Source organism: Xanthomonas axonopodis pv. maculifoliigardeniae (genome assembly GCF_041519315.1).
Lineage (GTDB): Bacteria > Pseudomonadota > Gammaproteobacteria > Xanthomonadales > Xanthomonadaceae > Xanthomonas > Xanthomonas euvesicatoria.
Genome location: NZ_CP167998.1, coordinates 174,710 through 190,459 on the forward strand (window position 1 = coordinate 174,710; position 15,750 = coordinate 190,459).

Genomic DNA, 15,750 nt, shown 5'->3' on the forward strand with positions numbered 1-15,750 from the left:
AGGTGACCCGATGACCGAACCCGAGACTGTTGCCGTCCCGGTCGCGCCGTTGCAGCGCGCGCTGGACCGCGTTTCCGATATCGCCGTGGGCGTGGCCTCCTTGGCGCTGCTGGGCCTGGTGGTCGTGCAGGGCTGGCAGGTGTTTACCCGCTACGTGCTCAACGACTCGCCCAGCTGGACCGAGCCGGTAACCCTGTTGCTGCTGAGCACCGCCCTGAGCCTGGGCGCGGCGGCCGGCGTGCATACCAACCGCCACTTCGGCTTCTACCTGCTGGGCGAACACGTGCCGCCGCTGGTGCGCAAGATGTTCGAAGTGATCCGCCCGCTGATGATCATGTCCATTGGCGCGGTGCTGGCGTGGTGGAGCGCGGCGCTGCTGTTGGACGGGCTGGATATCAAGATGGCCGGTGCGCAGATGCCGCAGAGCATCAACTACCTGCCGCTGTCGATCGGCGGTGCGCTGATGGTGCTGTTTGCCGTGTTCAAGTTGTGGCGTGTGCTGCGCCCGGTCCATGCTGGAGGAGTGCGCTGATGGGCATCGCCATGTTGTTGGGCACCTTCGTGGTGCTGCTGTTGATCGGCGTGCCGGTGGCCTACGCCCTGGGCGCGGCGGCACTGGCCACGCTGCTGTATCTGGACCTGCCCACGGTAGTGCTGGTGCAGCAGATTTCTGCCGGTAGCGGCTCGGCGTCGTTGATTGCGATCCCGCTGTTTATCTTCGCCGGCGAGTTGATGTTGCGCGGTGGCATTTCCGAACGCCTGATCGCCTTGGCCTCGTCGTTGGTCGGGCGTGTGCGCGGCGGTCTGGGCCAGGTCAGCGTGCTGTCGTCGCTGTTCTTCGGCGGCGTCTCCGGCTCGGCGATTGCCGATGTCTCGGCGGTGGGCGGCACCATGATTCCGCAGATGATCAAACGCGGTTACGACCGCGATTACGCGGTGAACGTGAGCATGACCGCTGCGCTGGTGGCCTTGCTGGTGCCGCCTTCGCATAACCTGATCCTGTTCTCGGCCGCAGCCGGCGGCGGCTTGTCGATTGCCGATCTGTTCGCGGCCGGCATCTTTCCGGCGTTGTTGATGACCGCCGCGATGATGGTGACCGGCTATGCAGTGGCGCGTCATCGCGGCTACGGCACCGAAGCCTTTCCCGGTTGGCGTGCGGTGGCCCTGCGCCTGATCGGTGCGCTGCCCGGCCTGGGGTTGGTCGGATTGATCTTCATCGGGATTCGCGCCGGCATCTTCACCGCGGTGGAAAGCGCCGCCATTGCCGTGGTGTACGCATTGATCGTCACCGCATTGCTGTATCGCCAATTGCGTTGGGCCGAGTTCTTCGCGGCGGTGACGCATGCGGCGCGCACCACCGGCGTGATCCTGTTCGTGATCGCCACCGCTGCGGTGTTCGGCTGGTTGCTGGCCTATTTGCAGGTGCCTGCGGCAGCGGTGAAGTTCCTGCAGGCCATTGCCGACAGCAAGAACATGGTGCTGTTGATGATCGTGGTGATGCTGCTGTTGCTGGGCATGTTCATGGACCTGGCGCCGAAGATCCTGATCTGCACGCCGATCTTCCTGCCGGTGGTGAAGGCCTACGGCATCGACCCGATCCACTTCGGCCTGGTGATGGTGCTGGCCGGCGGTATCGGCCTGATCACGCCGCCGATCGGCTCGGTGTTGTTCATCGGTACTTCCATCGGGCAGATCACCATCGCGCAAAGCATGCGCACCATCTGGCCGTTCTGGCTGGCGGCGTTGTGCGTGCTGTTGATCGTTGCCTTTTTCCCTGAGTTGTCGCTGTGGCTGCCGCGCGCCCTGCGCGCCTGAGCTGGGGCGATTGCGTGATTGCGTAACGGCAAACGGGCGGTCGGTACGGCTTGTTCGCGTGGTAACGAGCGCCTGCCATCCACACGCAGGCGCGTCAGGCGTCGCTGCCGGCGGGAGGCTCTGTCGCATCTGGTTAACCGGTGGCATTGCGCGCCATCGTGGTAAAGCCCGGCATCCGGGACTAGGAGAGAGCATGCGTGTGCGTCCCATTTCATCCCGATGGCGTTGGCTGATGGCCGGCGGCTTGCTGCTGTGCGCCGGCCTGAGCGCTGCGGCGGACTGGAAGCGCGGTATCGAGCACCAGCGCATCGCCGACCAGGGCGATGGCAGCTTTCTCAATCCGGTGCTGGCCGGCGACCATCCCGACCCGTCGGTGCTCAAGGATGGCGATGATTACTACCTCACGCTGTCTTCGTTCGATGCCTACCCGGGCCTGCCGATCTGGCACTCGCGCGATCTGGTCAACTGGCAGCCGCTGGGCCACGCCATCACCCAGAACGTGGGCGCGATCTGGGCACCGGACCTGATCAAGCACGGCAAGCGCTACTACATCTACTTCCCGGCGCGGCGCGGCGACCAGGGCGAGCGCAGCAATTTTGTGGTCTGGGCCGACGACATCAAAGGCCCGTGGAGCGCGCCGATCGACATCGGCCTGGGCAAATACATCGACCCCGGCCATGCAGTGGGCGAGGACGGCAAGCGTTACCTGTTCCTGAGCGGCGGCGATTACGTGCAGCTGTCCGATGACGGCCTGAAGGTGGTCGGCACCCCCAAGCACGTCTACGACGGCTGGAAATATCCGGAAAGCTGGGACGTGGAAGGCTACGCCCAGGAAGGCCCCAAGATCACCCGCCACAACGGCTGGTACTACATGACCACCGCCGTGGGCGGAACCGCCGGCCCGCCGACCGGGCACATGGTGATCACTGCGCGTTCGCGCTCGATCCACGGCCCCTGGCAGAACGCGCCCAACAACCCGATCACCCGCACCAGGAGCGCGCAGGAGCCGTGGTGGTCGCGCGGCCACGCCACCCTGGTGGAGGGCACCGACAAGCGCTGGTGGATGCTCTACCACGGCTACGAAAACGGCTACTGGACGCTAGGCCGGCAGGCGCTGCTGGACCCGATCGAATGGACGCCCGATGGCTGGTTCGTCGCCAAGGGTGGGGACCTGGGCACGCCGCTGAAAAAGCCCAGTGGGCAGGCCCTGCCGCACGGGTTGGCGTTGTCGGACGATTTCCGCGCCAGCACGCTCGGCCCGCAGTGGGCGTTCTTCAATCCGGCCGCCGACGAGGCCAAGCGCCTGCAGGTGGGCAATGGCGTGTTGCGGCTGCAGGGCAAGGGCAGCGCGCCGCGCGACGCTTCGCCGCTGACGGTGATCGCCACCGACCCGGCCTACCAGTTCGAAGTGCAGATGACCGTGTCACCGGGCGGACAGGGCGGGGCGTTGCTGTTCTACAGCGACAAGCTCTATGCCGGCGTCGGCAGCAATGGGCAACAGTTCGTCATGCATCGCTACGGCGAGGAACGCCCGGCCACGCTGGCGCCCAGCACCAACGGCGGCACGCTATGGCTGCGCGTCACCAACAACCGCCACATCGTCACCATTCACAGCAGCACCGATGGCAAGGCCTGGACCAAGTACCCGGTGCAGATGGAAGTGTCCGGTTACCACCACAACGTGGCCGGCAAGTTCCTGGCCCTGAAGCCGGCGCTGTATGCCGCAGGCCCCGGCCAGGTGGAATTTCGCAATTTCCGCTACCGCGCCCTGGACTGACCGTTCTGCATCGGCGGGCATGTCGTGGCGCTGCCTGCTGTGGCGGGCCCGTCACGGCGGACCCGGTGCAGCGGCAGGCTTCGCTCAGGTCTGCCGGCCGTCGGGCCGGTAGAATCCAATCAACTTTACTGGTTGACCGCTATGCCCGCCCGCAAGATGCCTGAAGAGGGAATGCCTGGCCTGCCGAAGGGTCGGGTCGCAACGATCAACGACATCGCGCGGATGTCGGGCGTGTCCAAGAAGACCGTCTCGCGGATCATCAACAATTCGCCGCTGGTGCGGCAGGACACGCGCGAGAAGGTCGAGGCGCTGATGCGCGAGGTCGGCTATGCGCCGGATCCGCTCGCGCGCGGGCTGGCGTTCCGCCGTTCGTTCCTGATCGGCATGGTCTACGACAACCCCACCGCGCAATACATCGTGGACATGCAGTACGGCGCGCTGGACGCGCTGCGCGGTTCCAGCTTCGAACTGGTGGTGCACCCCTGCGACAGCCGCAGTCCCGGCTATATCGAAGGCGTGCGCCGCTTTGCGCAGGCGCAGAAGCTGCACGGCGTGATCCTGGTGCCACGCGCCTCCGAAGACCAGGCGCTGGCCGACATGCTGGCCGAGATCGGTTGCCGCTACACCCGCATCGCCTCGATCGCGCTGGACACCACCTCGCAGACGGTGATCACCCACGACCGCGACGGGGCAGCGGAGGCGGCCGATTACCTGCTTTCGCTGGGCCACCGCGACATCGCCCTGGTCACCGGCCCCAGCGCCTACCGCTCCTCGATCGAACGCACCTCCGGCTTTGCCGACGCGCTGACCCGGCGCGGCATCGAACTGCCGCCCGAGCGCATCGTCGAAGCCGGTTACACCTTCGAATCGGGCGTGGCGGCGGCCGAAAAGCTGCTGCTGGGCAAGAAGCGCCCCACCGCCATCTTCACCGGTAACGACGAAATGGCCGCCGGTATCTACAAGGTCGCCCTGCGCGCCGGCATCAGTATCCCGCGCCAGCTCTCGGTGATCGGCTACGACGACAGCTCGCTGGCCTCGCGGCTGTGGCCGCCGTTGACCTCGGTGCGCCGCCACACCCGCGACACCGGCCGCACCGCCGCGGCGATGCTGATCCAGCCCGACAACGCGCCGCAGCTGCCCACCGCCAGCGTGCGGCCGCACCTGATCGTGCGCGACTCCTGCCAGCCGCCGGAAGATTGAGCTACTTGGTCATGGCGGAAGAGGAACAAAGCCCCTCTCCCGCCGGGGCGAGAAGGCACAGCTTGCGCGGCATCGCCGCGCGTGCCTTGGAGCGCCCGCGCCGCTGGCGCGGGCCGGGGCGCGGAGCGGGGGTTGGGGTGAGGGTAAGGCGGCAGGCAGCCAATTTAGAAAGCTCAGGCTTGCGCCGGAAGGCAATAGGCCACCACCCACAAAGCAAGCTGTGCTCTTCAACACAGCGCGCAGCCTCGTACCCTCATCCGCCCCTGCGGGGCACCTTCTCCCGATGGGAGAAGGGAGTTGGTAGTCCGTGCGTCCACCGACACCGTCTTTCGTGCACTGCGCAATGACACCGGTTAACCAGAGTCGGTAGACTAGCCCCGTGCAAGCCCACGTTCCCCCTCGCTTGCCTCGGAGAAGTGCCATGTCCCTGTACTGCAAAACGCACTACGCCACCCATCCCGACGCCATCAAGGGCGCCAGCAACGACGCGCTGCGCGAGCTGTATCTGCTCGATGGGCTGTTCGTGGATGACGCGGTGACGCTCAAGTACACCCACTACGAGCGCTTCGTGCTCGGTGGCGCCGCGCCGTTGGGCAAGACGCTGGAACTGCCCAGGCAGACCGAGCCCGCCTCGGCCGCGGGGCATCCGTTCCTGGAGCGTCGCGAGCTGGGCGTTCTCAATGTCGGCGCAGGCACCGGCACGGTGACCGTGGACGGCACCGCCTACACGCTGGGGCCCAAGGACGGCCTGTACGTGGCGATGGGCAGCACCGATGTCAGTTTTGCTTCCGAAGACGCGGCCAACCCGGCCAGGTTCTATCTCGCCTCCACGCCGGCGCATGCGCGCTTTGAGACCAAGCAGCTCTCGATCAAGGATGCGGTGGCACTGGAGCGCGGTGCGCTGGAAACCAGCAACGAGCGCACCATCTACCAGTACATCGTGCCGGCCACCTGCCAGTCCTCGCAGCTGTTGCTCGGCCTGACCGTGCTCAAGCCCGGCAGCGTCTGGAACACCATGCCGCCGCATCTGCACGACCGCCGCAGCGAGGTGTATTTCTATTTCGACCTGGGCGCCAACGACCGCGTCTACCACTTCATGGGCGAACCCGATGCGCAGCGCCACATCGTGATCCAGAACAACGAAGCGGTGGTGTCGCCGCCGTGGTCCATCCACATGGGCGCCGGCACCAGCAATTACGCCTTCATCTGGGCAATGGGCGGCGAAAACCTGGATTACACCGACATGCACGTGCTGGACATCTGCCAGCTCAAGTAAGGCCTGCGTCGACGCGCCGGCACCCACCAGGCCAGACATGACGCCGCCTTGTGCGAGGCGAGCGCCAACAACGCTGGCGCGACCCAGTTGGGCGCCGGCGTTGCAGCAGTTCGTACAACCCGGCCGCGCGCTGCGCGGCTTACTCATCACACCACGGCACATCCAGCAGGAGCGATAAGGTAATGAGCAATCCGTTCAGTCTCGAAGGCAAGGTCGCACTGGTCACCGGTGCCAATACCGGCCTGGGCCAGGGCATCGCATTGGCCTTGGCCGAGGCAGGTGCCGACATCGCTGCCGCCGGCATCCAGGCGCCCACCGAGACCGAAGCCAAGGTCAAGGCGTTGGGCCGCCGCTTCATCGCCATCGAAGCCAACCTGATCAGCATCGAGCCGGTGCAGCGCATCATCGAGGAGACCATCGCCGGCCTCGGCGGGCTGGATATTCTGGTCAACAACGCCGGCCTGATCCGTCGCACCGATGCGGTGGATTTCAGCGAGCAGGACTGGGACGACGTGCTCAACGTCAACCTGAAATCGGCCTTCTTCATGGCGCAGGCCGCAGGCCGTCACTTCATCGCGCAAGGCCGCGGCAAGATCATCAACATCGCCTCGATGCTGTCGTTCCAGGGCGGTATCCGCGTGCCGTCCTACACTGCCAGCAAGTCCGGCATCGCCGGCATCACCCGCCTGCTTGCCAACGAATGGGCCAGCAAGGGCGTGACCACCAATGCCATCGCACCGGGCTATATGGCCACCGACAACACCGCGCAGCTGCGTGCCGACGAAGACCGCAACAAGGCCATCCTGGACCGCATTCCGGCCGCGCGCTGGGGCGTGCCGGCCGACCTGGGCGGCACCGCGGTGTTCCTGGCCAGCAGCGCGTCGGACTACGTCAACGGCGCCATCATTCCGGTCGACGGTGGTTGGCTGGCGCGCTAAGCGCTCGCCTCTGTACGGCTCTCCTTCTCCCAGTGGGAGAAGGTGCCCGAAGGGCGGATGAGGGTCGGGGTGCACGCACATGACCAGACGCGTCCCGCAGCTCCGACACGTTCTTCAGAACCTGATCGCTCACCGACAACGCACCTGAAAAGCGAATCAAGACCGCACCCAGGCGCGCACACCAACCGACTCCACAGTCGACACAACTTCCCCAAACCAATCGGAGCATCCCCATGAAAATCGCACTCATGAATGAGTTTAGCCAGGCCGCCAAGAACCCGGTGATCCTGCAGCAGCTCAACGAGGTCGCCAGCGAGCAGGGCCACAGCGTGTTCAACGTCGGCATGGACGGCGACAACGACCACCGCCTGACCTACATCCACCTGGGCATCGTCGCCAGCTTGCTGCTGAACTCCAAGGCGGTGGACTTCGTGGTTGCCGGTTGCGGCACCGGCCAGGGCGCGATGATGTCGCTCAACGCCCATCCGGGCGTGTTTTGCGGCTACTGCATCGAGCCGACCGACGCCTACCTGTTTGCCCAGGTCAACAACGGCAACGCGCTGTCGCTGGCGTTTGCCAAGGGCTACGGCTGGGGCGCGGAAATCAACGTGCGCTACATCTTCGAAAAGGCCTTCAGCGGCGAGCGTGGCATGGGTTACCCGGCCGAGCGTCGCGAATCGCAGCAGGCCAACGCCGGCATCCTGACCCAGCTCAAGCAGGCCACCGCCAAGTCGTACCTGGACGGCCTGCGCGCCATCGACCCGGAACTGATCAAGCAGGCCATCGGCGGCGAGCGCTTCCAGCAGTGCTTCTTCGACAACGCCCAGGATGCTGAAATCCGCAACTTCGTTGCCGGCCTGCTGGGCAAGACCGAAGCTGCTGCTGCAGCTGCGTAATTAGTCAGTGCGTTTTAGCCCCTCTCCCGCCGGGAGAGGGGTTGGGGTGAGGGTAAGGCGAAGACAGCTGGCCTGAACGGGGAGGCTTGAAAGGCTTGAGAAGACAGGACGGCCGTCCAACATTTCCTTGCCGCCGCACCCTCATCCGCCCTTCGGGCACCTTCTCCCGATGGGAGAAGGAAACAGCGTCGCGTCCTTAGCATTGTTCCCGGAGCCCATCATGCGTCTGCTGCTGTTCGCATTGCTGCTGCTCTGCGCAAATAGCGCCCGCGCCGAACCCCACCGCATCTTCATCGCCGGCGATTCCACCGCCGCCGAATACGGCGCCGAGCGCGCGCCGCAAGCCGGTTGGGGCCAACTGCTGCAGGACTGGTTCGACCCGGCGCAATGGCAGGTGCGCAATCACGCCAAGGGCGGCCGCAGCACGCGCAGTTTCATCGCCGAAGGGCGGCTGGATGCCATCGCAAAAGAATTGCAACGCGGCGATGTCTTGCTGATCCAGTTCGGCCACAACGACGCCAAACGCGAAGACCCCACGCGCTATACCGACCCCACGACCGACTACGTGCAGTTCCTGCGCCGCTATGTCGCCACTGCGCGCGACAAAGGCGCGACGCCCATCCTGATTACGCCGGCCGCCCGGCTGTTGTACGACTTCGGCGCGTTGCTCGACACCCACGGTCGCTACACCTTGGCGATGCAGCAACTCGCCGCGCAGGAACACGTTGGCTTGATCGATCTCAACGCCAGTTCCAGCGACTGGATTCGCGCACTCGGCGAGCAGGCGGCCAAACCGTATTTCCTGTTCGTGCCCGAACAGGGCAAGGCCGACGGTACCCACTTCAGCCGCGCCGGCGCGACCGCCATCGCCTGCCTGGTGGTGCACGGTTGGTTGCAGCTGCAGCCGGCGCTCAAGGCGCAGCTGCAGCGCGACGCCGATTGCGGTGCTGCGCCCGACACCAGCGCGCAACGCGCCGCGCAGGCGCATCCCTCGCTGGTGGTGCACGAGCGCGATCTCGCCCGCGAACAGCCCGGCCCGCATGGCGGCGCCGGCCCGACCACGGCGTATCCGTTCTTCGCAGATGCACCGGCGCTGAAATTCGTGCTGCGCAAACGCGTGCTGCACAAGGGCGCCGGCATCGGCCTGCATCTGCACGACAAGGATGAGATTTATTACATCGTCAGTGGGCGCGGTTTATATGCGCTGGACGGAAAGCAATACGATGTCGCCGCTGGCGATGCGTTGTTGACGCGGCCGGGCAGCACGCACGCCTTGCAGCAAACCGGCGAAGAACCGCTGGTGCTGTTGCTGGCGTACACCGCATCCAAGTAGCCCTCGCGCCCCAGACAGCGCAGCTGCAACGAAGCGCCGCGTTTTTCAAATGGGCTGAGTTGTTATCAGGCACGGCCAGCGTGCGAGTCGCCTGCTTCCACGTGCAGATGGCTGCAGCGGATCAGCGGCAGGAGCCAGCGACGGCAGACAGCCGATCACGCCGGCGCACAAACCATGTCAGGGGTGGTCGCGGCCGACATCCAGCGATGCAAGCTTTCCAGCACCGTCAGGCCTTATCCACCCCGTAGTGCGTCAGCCCCAGGCGCGCCAGTTCGGCCGAGCGGCGGTAGTAGACCTCTTCCCACCCGTCCACGCGTTGGCGGTCGGTGTCGCTCATGGCATCGAGAATGTCTTCGATGCTGAGCAGATTCGGATCTTCTTCCAGGCGCTCGAACACCGCGCCCAGGCCCTCGATGGCTTGACGCGCTTGCGCCGCGCCCATGGCGGCCAGCCCCCGCAAAGCATCGCTGCGGGTCGCCGCATCCCAGCGGTCGAAATAGCGGGCGTAGCCGCTCTCGTTCATGTCCGCATCCAGCCGCGCCAGCGCGATCAGTTCGCGTTCGCCCGGCGACAGCGCATCCATGCGCCCGCGCAACTGGGCGAGCTTGGCCTGGGCGCGGGCAGCGCGGCGGCGCCACAGCAACTCGGGCATGTTGAGCAGGCCCTCCGCGGTGGGAGGCGCCACCGCGGGCCAGTTCACCCCGAAGCCGTCCTCGGTGATCTGCCATTGCGTGCGTTGCGGCGGCGATGCCTTGAGCAGGAGCCGATGCGCCTGGATGGGCTCGTCGATGCGGATGCCGTTGGCCAGGGTGAACAGCAGGCGGGTGTCGTCCAGCTCCAAGCGCCGGATGCGCAGATGCGTCAGGTCCATTGAGCGAAGGCGATGTAGGGAGGTTTGACCTTAGTGCGCGTCGGCGGTGGTGTCGAGTCGATGCAGGTCACATCGCGGCATCGTGACCGCGCCGCGCCGCCGCGCAGCGGTTGGTCGGCGTGACCTCGGCAGCAGCCTCACACGTCGCCGTCGCGGCTCCAACCCTCGCCGCTGCCGCGTTGGATCACCCGATCGCCCGGCAGCACGTCACCCGCCGGCACCTGCGGTTGCTGCGCAAGCTCGGCATAGATCGGGGTGAAGTCCGGCGCGGTGGCCTCCATCAGCTGCGCAAAGCTGTCGATGACGAAATAGGTCTTCTGGAAGCTGTCGATGCGGTAGCGCGTGCGCATGATGCGTTGCAGGTCGAACCCGATGCGGTTGGGTGCCGGCGATTCCAGCGAATACAGCGATTCGCCCTTGGACGACACGATGCCGGCACCGTAGATGCGCAGGCCCTGTGGCGTGTCGATCAGACCGAATTCCACCGTGTACCAGTACAGCCGGGTGAGGTTCTGCAGCGCGTCCGGGCCGATGCCGTGCGCCTTGACCCCGCCGCGGCCATAGGCCTGCATGAAGTCGGCAAACAGCGGGTTCATCAACAACGGCACGTGGCCGAACAGGTCATGGAACAGATCGGGTTCGGCGATGTAATCGATCTGATCGGGCCGGCGGATCCACCACGTCACCGGAAAGCGTTTGTTGGCCAGATGTTCGAAAAAGTCCAGTTCCGGCAGCAGGCCCTGCACGCCGACCAGGGTCCAGCCGGTGGCCGCCTGCAGCACGCGATTGAGCGCATCGAAGCGCGGGATGTGCGTTTCGCCCATGCCCATCGCGTCCTGCGCCTGCAGGAACTCGTCGCAGGCGCGGCCCACCAGCAGCTCGCGCTGGCGCCGATACAAGGTGCCCCAGGTGGCGTGGTCGTCGGCGCTGTAGCTGTCCCACGGCTGCTCCACCACCGCGGTGGTGTAGACCGGCACATAGCCTTTGTCGGTGAGCTGGTTTTCGACGCGTTGCGGGGCGGTATTCATGCAGCGGCTCTTCCCGGTGATCAGCCGTCACCTTAGCCGGATGTGCGCGCAACGGGATTGCGAATCTTGCGCGGTGCAAGCGGATTGGCGCAAGATTCGTGCGTCATCGTCTGCTGCTGCGCAACATATGGATCAACCCATCGCCCTGGACCGCACCGATTTGCGTCTGCTCGCCCTGCTGCAGACGCAGGGGCGCAGCAGTAATGCGGAGCTGGCCGTGCAGGTCAATCTGTCGGCGTCGGCGTGCCTGCGCCGCACCCAGCGGCTGGAGGCGGCCGGCATCATCGCCGGCTATGGCGCGCGCCTGGACGCGCGCGCGCTGGGACTGGGCTTGCAGGCGTTCGTGCGCGTGCAGCTGGAGCAGCACGGGCAGGCCGACATCGAACATTTCGCCGAGGGCGTGCGCGGCTGGGACGAGGTGGTGGCGTGCTGGGCGCTGACCGGCGACATGGATTACCTGCTGCAGGTACAGGTCCGCGACCTGGAACACTTCTCGCGGTTTCTGCTCGATCGCCTGCTCAATGCCACCGGCGTGTCGGATGTGAATTCCAGCTTCGTGCTGCGCACGGTGAAGGCGCCGGAAGGTCTGCCGCTGTCGCATCTGGCCTGAGGTGCAAACCAGCCGCGTGCCGGTAGGGTAGGGCGCGCTCGCATGCCGCAGCCGGCAAGACGCACCGGCGTTGCGCCGGTTTCCAGGCGGACGCAAGAAACGTGCTGCTTGCCACATAAACGATAACGATTTACATTTACCTCACATCCTGGCCGCGTCCGGCCATGTCGTTCGTGTCGCATCGCCAGCCCATGCAGGGTCAGCCAGCCGGTTCGAGTGGACGCCCGCGTGTGCCTGTGCCTTTCCCTGTTGCGTGACGCGCTGCGTCCGCAGCGATCGACGAGAACGCCCCATGTCTGCTGCCATCGCTCCCCTTGGCTTGTTGCCTGCCGCGCTGCTGTGCGCGCTGTCGACCTTGGCTCCCGCCGCCCATGCCGCCGAATCCGCCGACGCGACCAACGCCACGACGCTCGACCAGGTCAGCGTCAACGGCACGGTGAGCCGCGCGCAGCCGGCCACCACCACACGCCTGCCGCTGACCTTGCAGGAAACGCCGCAATCGGTGAGCGTGATCGGGCTGCAGCGCCTGGAAGAGCAATCGCTGTTCAGCATCGACGATGTGATGCGCAACGTCACCGGCGTCAACGTGTCCTTCTACGACACCCAGCGCCCGCTGTATTTCGCGCGCGGTTTCCAGATCACCGACTTCCAGGTCGATGGCCTGCCCACCTACAGCGGTGCGACCAACCAGGAATACGACACGGTCTTCTACGACCGCATCGAGGTGATCCGCGGCGCCAACGGCCTGCTCACCGGCGCCGGCATTCCCTCGGCCACGGTCAACCTGCTGCGCAAGCGCCCGGGCAAGGACTTCGATGCCTCGTTTGCAGTCAGTGCCGGCACCTGGGATTTCCGCCGCATGCAGGCCGACGTCAATGCGCCGCTGACCGAAGACGGGCGCTGGCGCAGCCGAGTGGTCGCGGCCTGGCAAGACCGCGATTACTACTACGACCGGTACCACGACAACAAGATGTCGGGCATGGCAGTGCTGGAAGGCGATCTGACCGACAGCACCACGCTCACCGTCGGCTATCAGCGCCAGGACAACACCCCCGTCGGCTCGACCTGGGGCACGGTGCCGTTCTTCGCGGCCGACGGCTCCTTCGCCAACCTGTCGCGCTCGACCAACATGGCGCCGGAATGGACCCGCTGGCAGCGCGAAACCAGCACCGCGTTTGCCAACCTGGAACAACGCTTCGGGCAGGACTGGTTACTGCGCGTCAACGCCGCCCACACCAAGGGCGCCGTGCAGAGCCTGCGCGTCTACGGCACCGGTTACCCGGCCGCCGATGGCAGCGGCGTGTTTCTGCGCGCCAACGCTGGCGAAACGCAGGACACGCGCGATAGCGTGGACGTGTATCTGTCCGGCGGATTCGCCCTGTTCGGCCGCCAGCACGATGTGGTGATCGGCGGCAGCTGGCAGGACCTGCAATCGACCACCTATACCCTGGCGCAGACCTATCCCGACGACTGGGCCACCTGCGGCAGCGAACGTTGCTATTTCATTCCCAACATCCGCCATTGGAATGGCGACGCTTCGGAAGTGACCTATACGCGCACCGGTGCGCGTCGCCAGGCACGCACCACCCAGCGCGGCGTGTATGCCTCCACGCGCTTGCGGCTGGCCGACCCGCTGTCGTTGATTGCCGGCGCGCGACTGAGTTCGTGGGAGACCCGCACCCAGGCGTTCAATGCCAGCGGCAGCTACACCGGCACCAGCGGCCGTTATGACGTCAGCGACGAAGTCACCCCGTACGTGGGTCTGGTCTACGACATCGTGCCGGATGTGTCGGTGTACGCCAGCTACACCGAAATCTTCAATCCGCAGAACTACCGCGACAAGGACAACAACCTGCTCGCACCGGTGGAAGGCTCCAACCTGGAAGCCGGCATCAAGGCGCAGTTGTTCGATGGTCATGCGATGGCCACTGCTGCCGTGTTCGAGGCCAAGCAGGACAACTACGCGGTGCGCGACATGACCCAGCCGGAAGCCTCGCTGCCGGATGGCAGCTCTGCGTACATCGGCGTGGACGGCACCAAGAGCCGCGGATGGGAAGTGGACTTCAATGGCGAAGTGCTGCCCGGCTGGACCATCAACGCTGGCTATACCCACGTCAAGGTCACCCGCGCGCCGACCGATGCGATCTACGCCAACCTGCCCGAAGATTATCTGCAGCTCTCCACCCAGTGGCGCCTGCCGGGGACGTGGGACCGCTTGAGCATCGGCGGCGGCGTGAGCTGGCAGAGCGCGGTGCGCGGCTTCAATATCGCGCGCCCCACCGGCGACGGCACTGGCGCCACCACCCCGGTCACGGTGGTGCAGAACCCGTACGCGCTGGTGCATTTCAACGCCAACTACCGCATCAGCGACCAATGGACCGCCACGCTGGCGGTGCGCAATGCGTTCGACAAGACCTATTGGGCGAATCTGGATTATCAGAACTACGGCGAACCGCGCTTTGTCAGCGTGTCGCTGCGTTGGCGGTATTGAGGCATTGCCGATGACGTCTGGGCTTGAGACATTGCCCATCAAGTCCAGGCGTTGCTACCGATAAGGCCTCGCGGCCAGGGCCGCTCCTACAAGCGCGGTGCCGGCCGTGCCGACGTCGCCGATACACCCAAAGACCCCCGCCCCGGTCGGAGCGGCCCCGGCCGCGCGCCCATCCGACACGTCTCAGCGCACCCGAAAGAACCGCCACGCCGTCGTCGAAGCGGCTCAGGCCGCGACCTTGTCCGGCCACCCTCAGGACATCAGCACAAGGCATCAATAACGCAGTCGCCCCACGCATCTGGTCTAAATGCGCGCGTCTCGAACCAGGCGCCCACGCCCGCTCAGTTCCGCATGAGCTCGCGCGGCACCGGCATCAACTGCGGATCGCCTCGCACCGCAGCCGCATCACGGTGCCACGCAGGCCTGGTCCTTGCCACGCAATTTTTCCCAACGCGAGCGTTGTTCCAGGCAGCGCTCGTACGCCTGTTGCTTGGCCGCTTTGGCCTGGTCGGCGGCGGTCCGGACTGCGCTGCTGCGCGCGGCCTGCAGTTGCGCAATCTTGGCGCGAATCTGCGGCATCACCGCCATTGCGGCGCGCTCGCCTTCGAGGATCGCCGCAGCACGTTGGTTGAAATCGGCCGAGCCGATCTCGTTGACCTTCGGGCGAATGACCACGTCGGCACGTTTGAGTTCGGCCTCGCCCAGGCGCTGGCCCATGATCGAAATCGACTGGTTCACCGTGCCCAGCAGGTCACCCGGATTCTTGCCGCTGGCCTTGCTGGAGATATCCACCGCCACCACAAATTCGGCACCCAACTGGCGCGCTGCATCCACCGGCACCGGGCTGACCACGCCGCCATCGACGAAGTGATATTGACCGATGGTCACCGGCTCGAACACGCCCGGGATGCTGCTGGACGCGCGCACCGCCTGGCCGGCATTACCGCGCACGAACACGGTGCGTTCGCCATCTTCCAGTCGCGTGGCGACCGCCGCGAACGGCTTGCGCAGTTTTTCGATCGGCTTGCCGCCGAGCTGTTCGTTGACGTAGTCCTGCAGTTTCTGGCCCTGCACCAGCCCACCGGAAAACAGCCGCACATCGCGGATGCTGGTCTGGTCGAGCGCGACGGCCTTTTCCTGCATTTGGAACGCATCCATGCCGCTGGCATACAACGCGCCCACCACGCTGCCGGCGCTGGTGCCAGACACCACCACCGGTGCGAAGCCGTTGGCCTCGAGCATCTTGATCACCCCGATATGCGCAAAGCCCTTGGCCGCACCGCCACCGAGCGCGACGCCGATCTTGATGGGCTTGGGGGCTGCGGCCGAAGGTGCCTGCACCACCGGCGCCGGTGTCGCCTGGCGTGGCTCGCCCCCGCAGGCGCTGAGCAGCCCGGCCAGTGACAGGGACAGGGACAACAGGAGGCACTTGCTAGGAAAGGCGGTCATGGCGAGCGTGCACAGGGCGCGATGTGGACAGCGGCGCAGCATACACGCCGCAGCCCTGGCCGCCGG

General features: G+C 65.8%; 13 protein-coding genes. 10 read left to right on the plus strand and 3 right to left on the minus strand.

What is annotated here, in order from left to right; all coding sequences use genetic code 11:
- Positions 1–10: 10 nt before the first annotated feature.
- The 8 genes from ACDH77_RS00710 (at position 11) to ACDH77_RS00745 (ending at position 9,235) form a co-directional block, all read left to right on the plus strand.
- Positions 11–532 carry a TRAP transporter small permease gene (locus ACDH77_RS00710; RefSeq protein WP_008574483.1) on the plus strand — a complete coding sequence of 174 codons (522 nt, stop codon included), beginning with the start codon at positions 11–13 and terminating at the stop codon, positions 530–532.
- Complete coding sequence (locus tag ACDH77_RS00715; RefSeq protein ID WP_008574485.1) at positions 532–1,815, plus strand: TRAP transporter large permease; 1,284 nt, start codon at positions 532–534, stop codon at positions 1,813–1,815. The genes ACDH77_RS00710 and ACDH77_RS00715 overlap by 1 nt, the downstream gene beginning before the upstream one ends.
- 193 nt (positions 1,816–2,008) lie before the next feature.
- Complete coding sequence (locus tag ACDH77_RS00720) at positions 2,009–3,592, plus strand: family 43 glycosylhydrolase (RefSeq protein ID WP_041469209.1); 1,584 nt, start codon at positions 2,009–2,011, stop codon at positions 3,590–3,592.
- 141 nt (positions 3,593–3,733) lie between these two features.
- On the plus strand, positions 3,734–4,792 hold the full coding sequence (locus ACDH77_RS00725; RefSeq protein WP_011345890.1) for a LacI family DNA-binding transcriptional regulator: 1,059 nt from the start codon (positions 3,734–3,736) through the stop codon (positions 4,790–4,792).
- Between the two features lie 421 nt (positions 4,793–5,213).
- Positions 5,214–6,068 (plus strand): 5-dehydro-4-deoxy-D-glucuronate isomerase, encoded by an 855-nt coding sequence (kduI, locus tag ACDH77_RS00730; RefSeq protein ID WP_372166645.1) that lies wholly within the window; start codon positions 5,214–5,216, stop codon positions 6,066–6,068.
- 182 nt (positions 6,069–6,250) lie between these two features.
- Positions 6,251–7,006, plus strand: a complete 756-nt coding sequence (kduD, locus tag ACDH77_RS00735; RefSeq protein ID WP_008575030.1) for a 2-dehydro-3-deoxy-D-gluconate 5-dehydrogenase KduD — start codon at positions 6,251–6,253, stop codon at positions 7,004–7,006.
- A 233-nt stretch (positions 7,007–7,239) separates the two neighbouring features.
- Complete coding sequence (locus ACDH77_RS00740; protein WP_008575029.1) at positions 7,240–7,902, plus strand: RpiB/LacA/LacB family sugar-phosphate isomerase; 663 nt, start codon at positions 7,240–7,242, stop codon at positions 7,900–7,902.
- A gap of 220 nt (positions 7,903–8,122) precedes the next feature.
- Complete coding sequence (locus ACDH77_RS00745; RefSeq protein ID WP_372353675.1) at positions 8,123–9,235, plus strand: GDSL-type esterase/lipase family protein; 1,113 nt, start codon at positions 8,123–8,125, stop codon at positions 9,233–9,235.
- Between the two features lie 226 nt (positions 9,236–9,461).
- Here the strand turns inward: ACDH77_RS00745 and ACDH77_RS00750 are convergent, their stop codons facing one another.
- Positions 9,462–10,106 (minus strand): DUF4375 domain-containing protein, encoded by a 645-nt coding sequence (locus ACDH77_RS00750; protein WP_031420600.1) that lies wholly within the window; start codon positions 10,104–10,106, stop codon positions 9,462–9,464.
- Between the two features lie 137 nt (positions 10,107–10,243).
- Positions 10,244–11,134, minus strand: a complete 891-nt coding sequence (gene phhA / locus ACDH77_RS00755) for a phenylalanine 4-monooxygenase (protein ID WP_008575026.1) — start codon at positions 11,132–11,134, stop codon at positions 10,244–10,246.
- 127 nt (positions 11,135–11,261) lie between these two features.
- On the opposite strand from phhA, the gene ACDH77_RS00760 reads away from it, so the two are divergent.
- Together ACDH77_RS00760 and ACDH77_RS00765 are read left to right on the plus strand one after the other, a co-directional pair.
- Positions 11,262–11,744: an Lrp/AsnC family transcriptional regulator gene (locus ACDH77_RS00760; protein ID WP_003490476.1), complete on the plus strand. Its 483-nt coding sequence runs from the start codon at positions 11,262–11,264 to the stop codon at positions 11,742–11,744.
- 292 nt (positions 11,745–12,036) lie between these two features.
- Positions 12,037–14,235 carry a TonB-dependent siderophore receptor gene (locus tag ACDH77_RS00765; RefSeq protein ID WP_008575025.1) on the plus strand — a complete coding sequence of 733 codons (2,199 nt, stop codon included), beginning with the start codon at positions 12,037–12,039 and terminating at the stop codon, positions 14,233–14,235.
- A 405-nt stretch (positions 14,236–14,640) separates the two neighbouring features.
- Here ACDH77_RS00765 and ACDH77_RS00770 read toward each other — a convergent pair whose 3' ends face one another.
- Positions 14,641–15,684, minus strand: coding sequence for a patatin-like phospholipase family protein (locus tag ACDH77_RS00770; protein WP_071117648.1), 1,044 nt, complete (start codon positions 15,682–15,684; stop codon positions 14,641–14,643).
- Positions 15,685–15,750 lie beyond the last annotated feature (66 nt).

Coding starts and splice junctions, on each gene's coding strand:
- ACDH77_RS00710 (WP_008574483.1), top strand. CDS start 11: ATGACCGAACCCGAGACTGTTGCCGTCCCGGTCGCGCCGTTGCAGCGC.
- ACDH77_RS00715 (WP_008574485.1), top strand. CDS start 532: ATGGGCATCGCCATGTTGTTGGGCACCTTCGTGGTGCTGCTGTTGATC.
- ACDH77_RS00720 (WP_041469209.1), top strand. CDS start 2,009: ATGCGTGTGCGTCCCATTTCATCCCGATGGCGTTGGCTGATGGCCGGC.
- ACDH77_RS00725 (WP_011345890.1), top strand. CDS start 3,734: ATGCCCGCCCGCAAGATGCCTGAAGAGGGAATGCCTGGCCTGCCGAAG.
- kduI (WP_372166645.1), top strand. CDS start 5,214: ATGTCCCTGTACTGCAAAACGCACTACGCCACCCATCCCGACGCCATC.
- kduD (WP_008575030.1), top strand. CDS start 6,251: ATGAGCAATCCGTTCAGTCTCGAAGGCAAGGTCGCACTGGTCACCGGT.
- ACDH77_RS00740 (WP_008575029.1), top strand. CDS start 7,240: ATGAAAATCGCACTCATGAATGAGTTTAGCCAGGCCGCCAAGAACCCG.
- ACDH77_RS00745 (WP_372353675.1), top strand. CDS start 8,123: ATGCGTCTGCTGCTGTTCGCATTGCTGCTGCTCTGCGCAAATAGCGCC.
- ACDH77_RS00750 (WP_031420600.1), bottom strand. CDS start 10,106: ATGGACCTGACGCATCTGCGCATCCGGCGCTTGGAGCTGGACGACACC.
- phhA (WP_008575026.1), bottom strand. CDS start 11,134: ATGAATACCGCCCCGCAACGCGTCGAAAACCAGCTCACCGACAAAGGC.
- ACDH77_RS00760 (WP_003490476.1), top strand. CDS start 11,262: ATGGATCAACCCATCGCCCTGGACCGCACCGATTTGCGTCTGCTCGCC.
- ACDH77_RS00765 (WP_008575025.1), top strand. CDS start 12,037: ATGTCTGCTGCCATCGCTCCCCTTGGCTTGTTGCCTGCCGCGCTGCTG.
- ACDH77_RS00770 (WP_071117648.1), bottom strand. CDS start 15,684: ATGACCGCCTTTCCTAGCAAGTGCCTCCTGTTGTCCCTGTCCCTGTCA.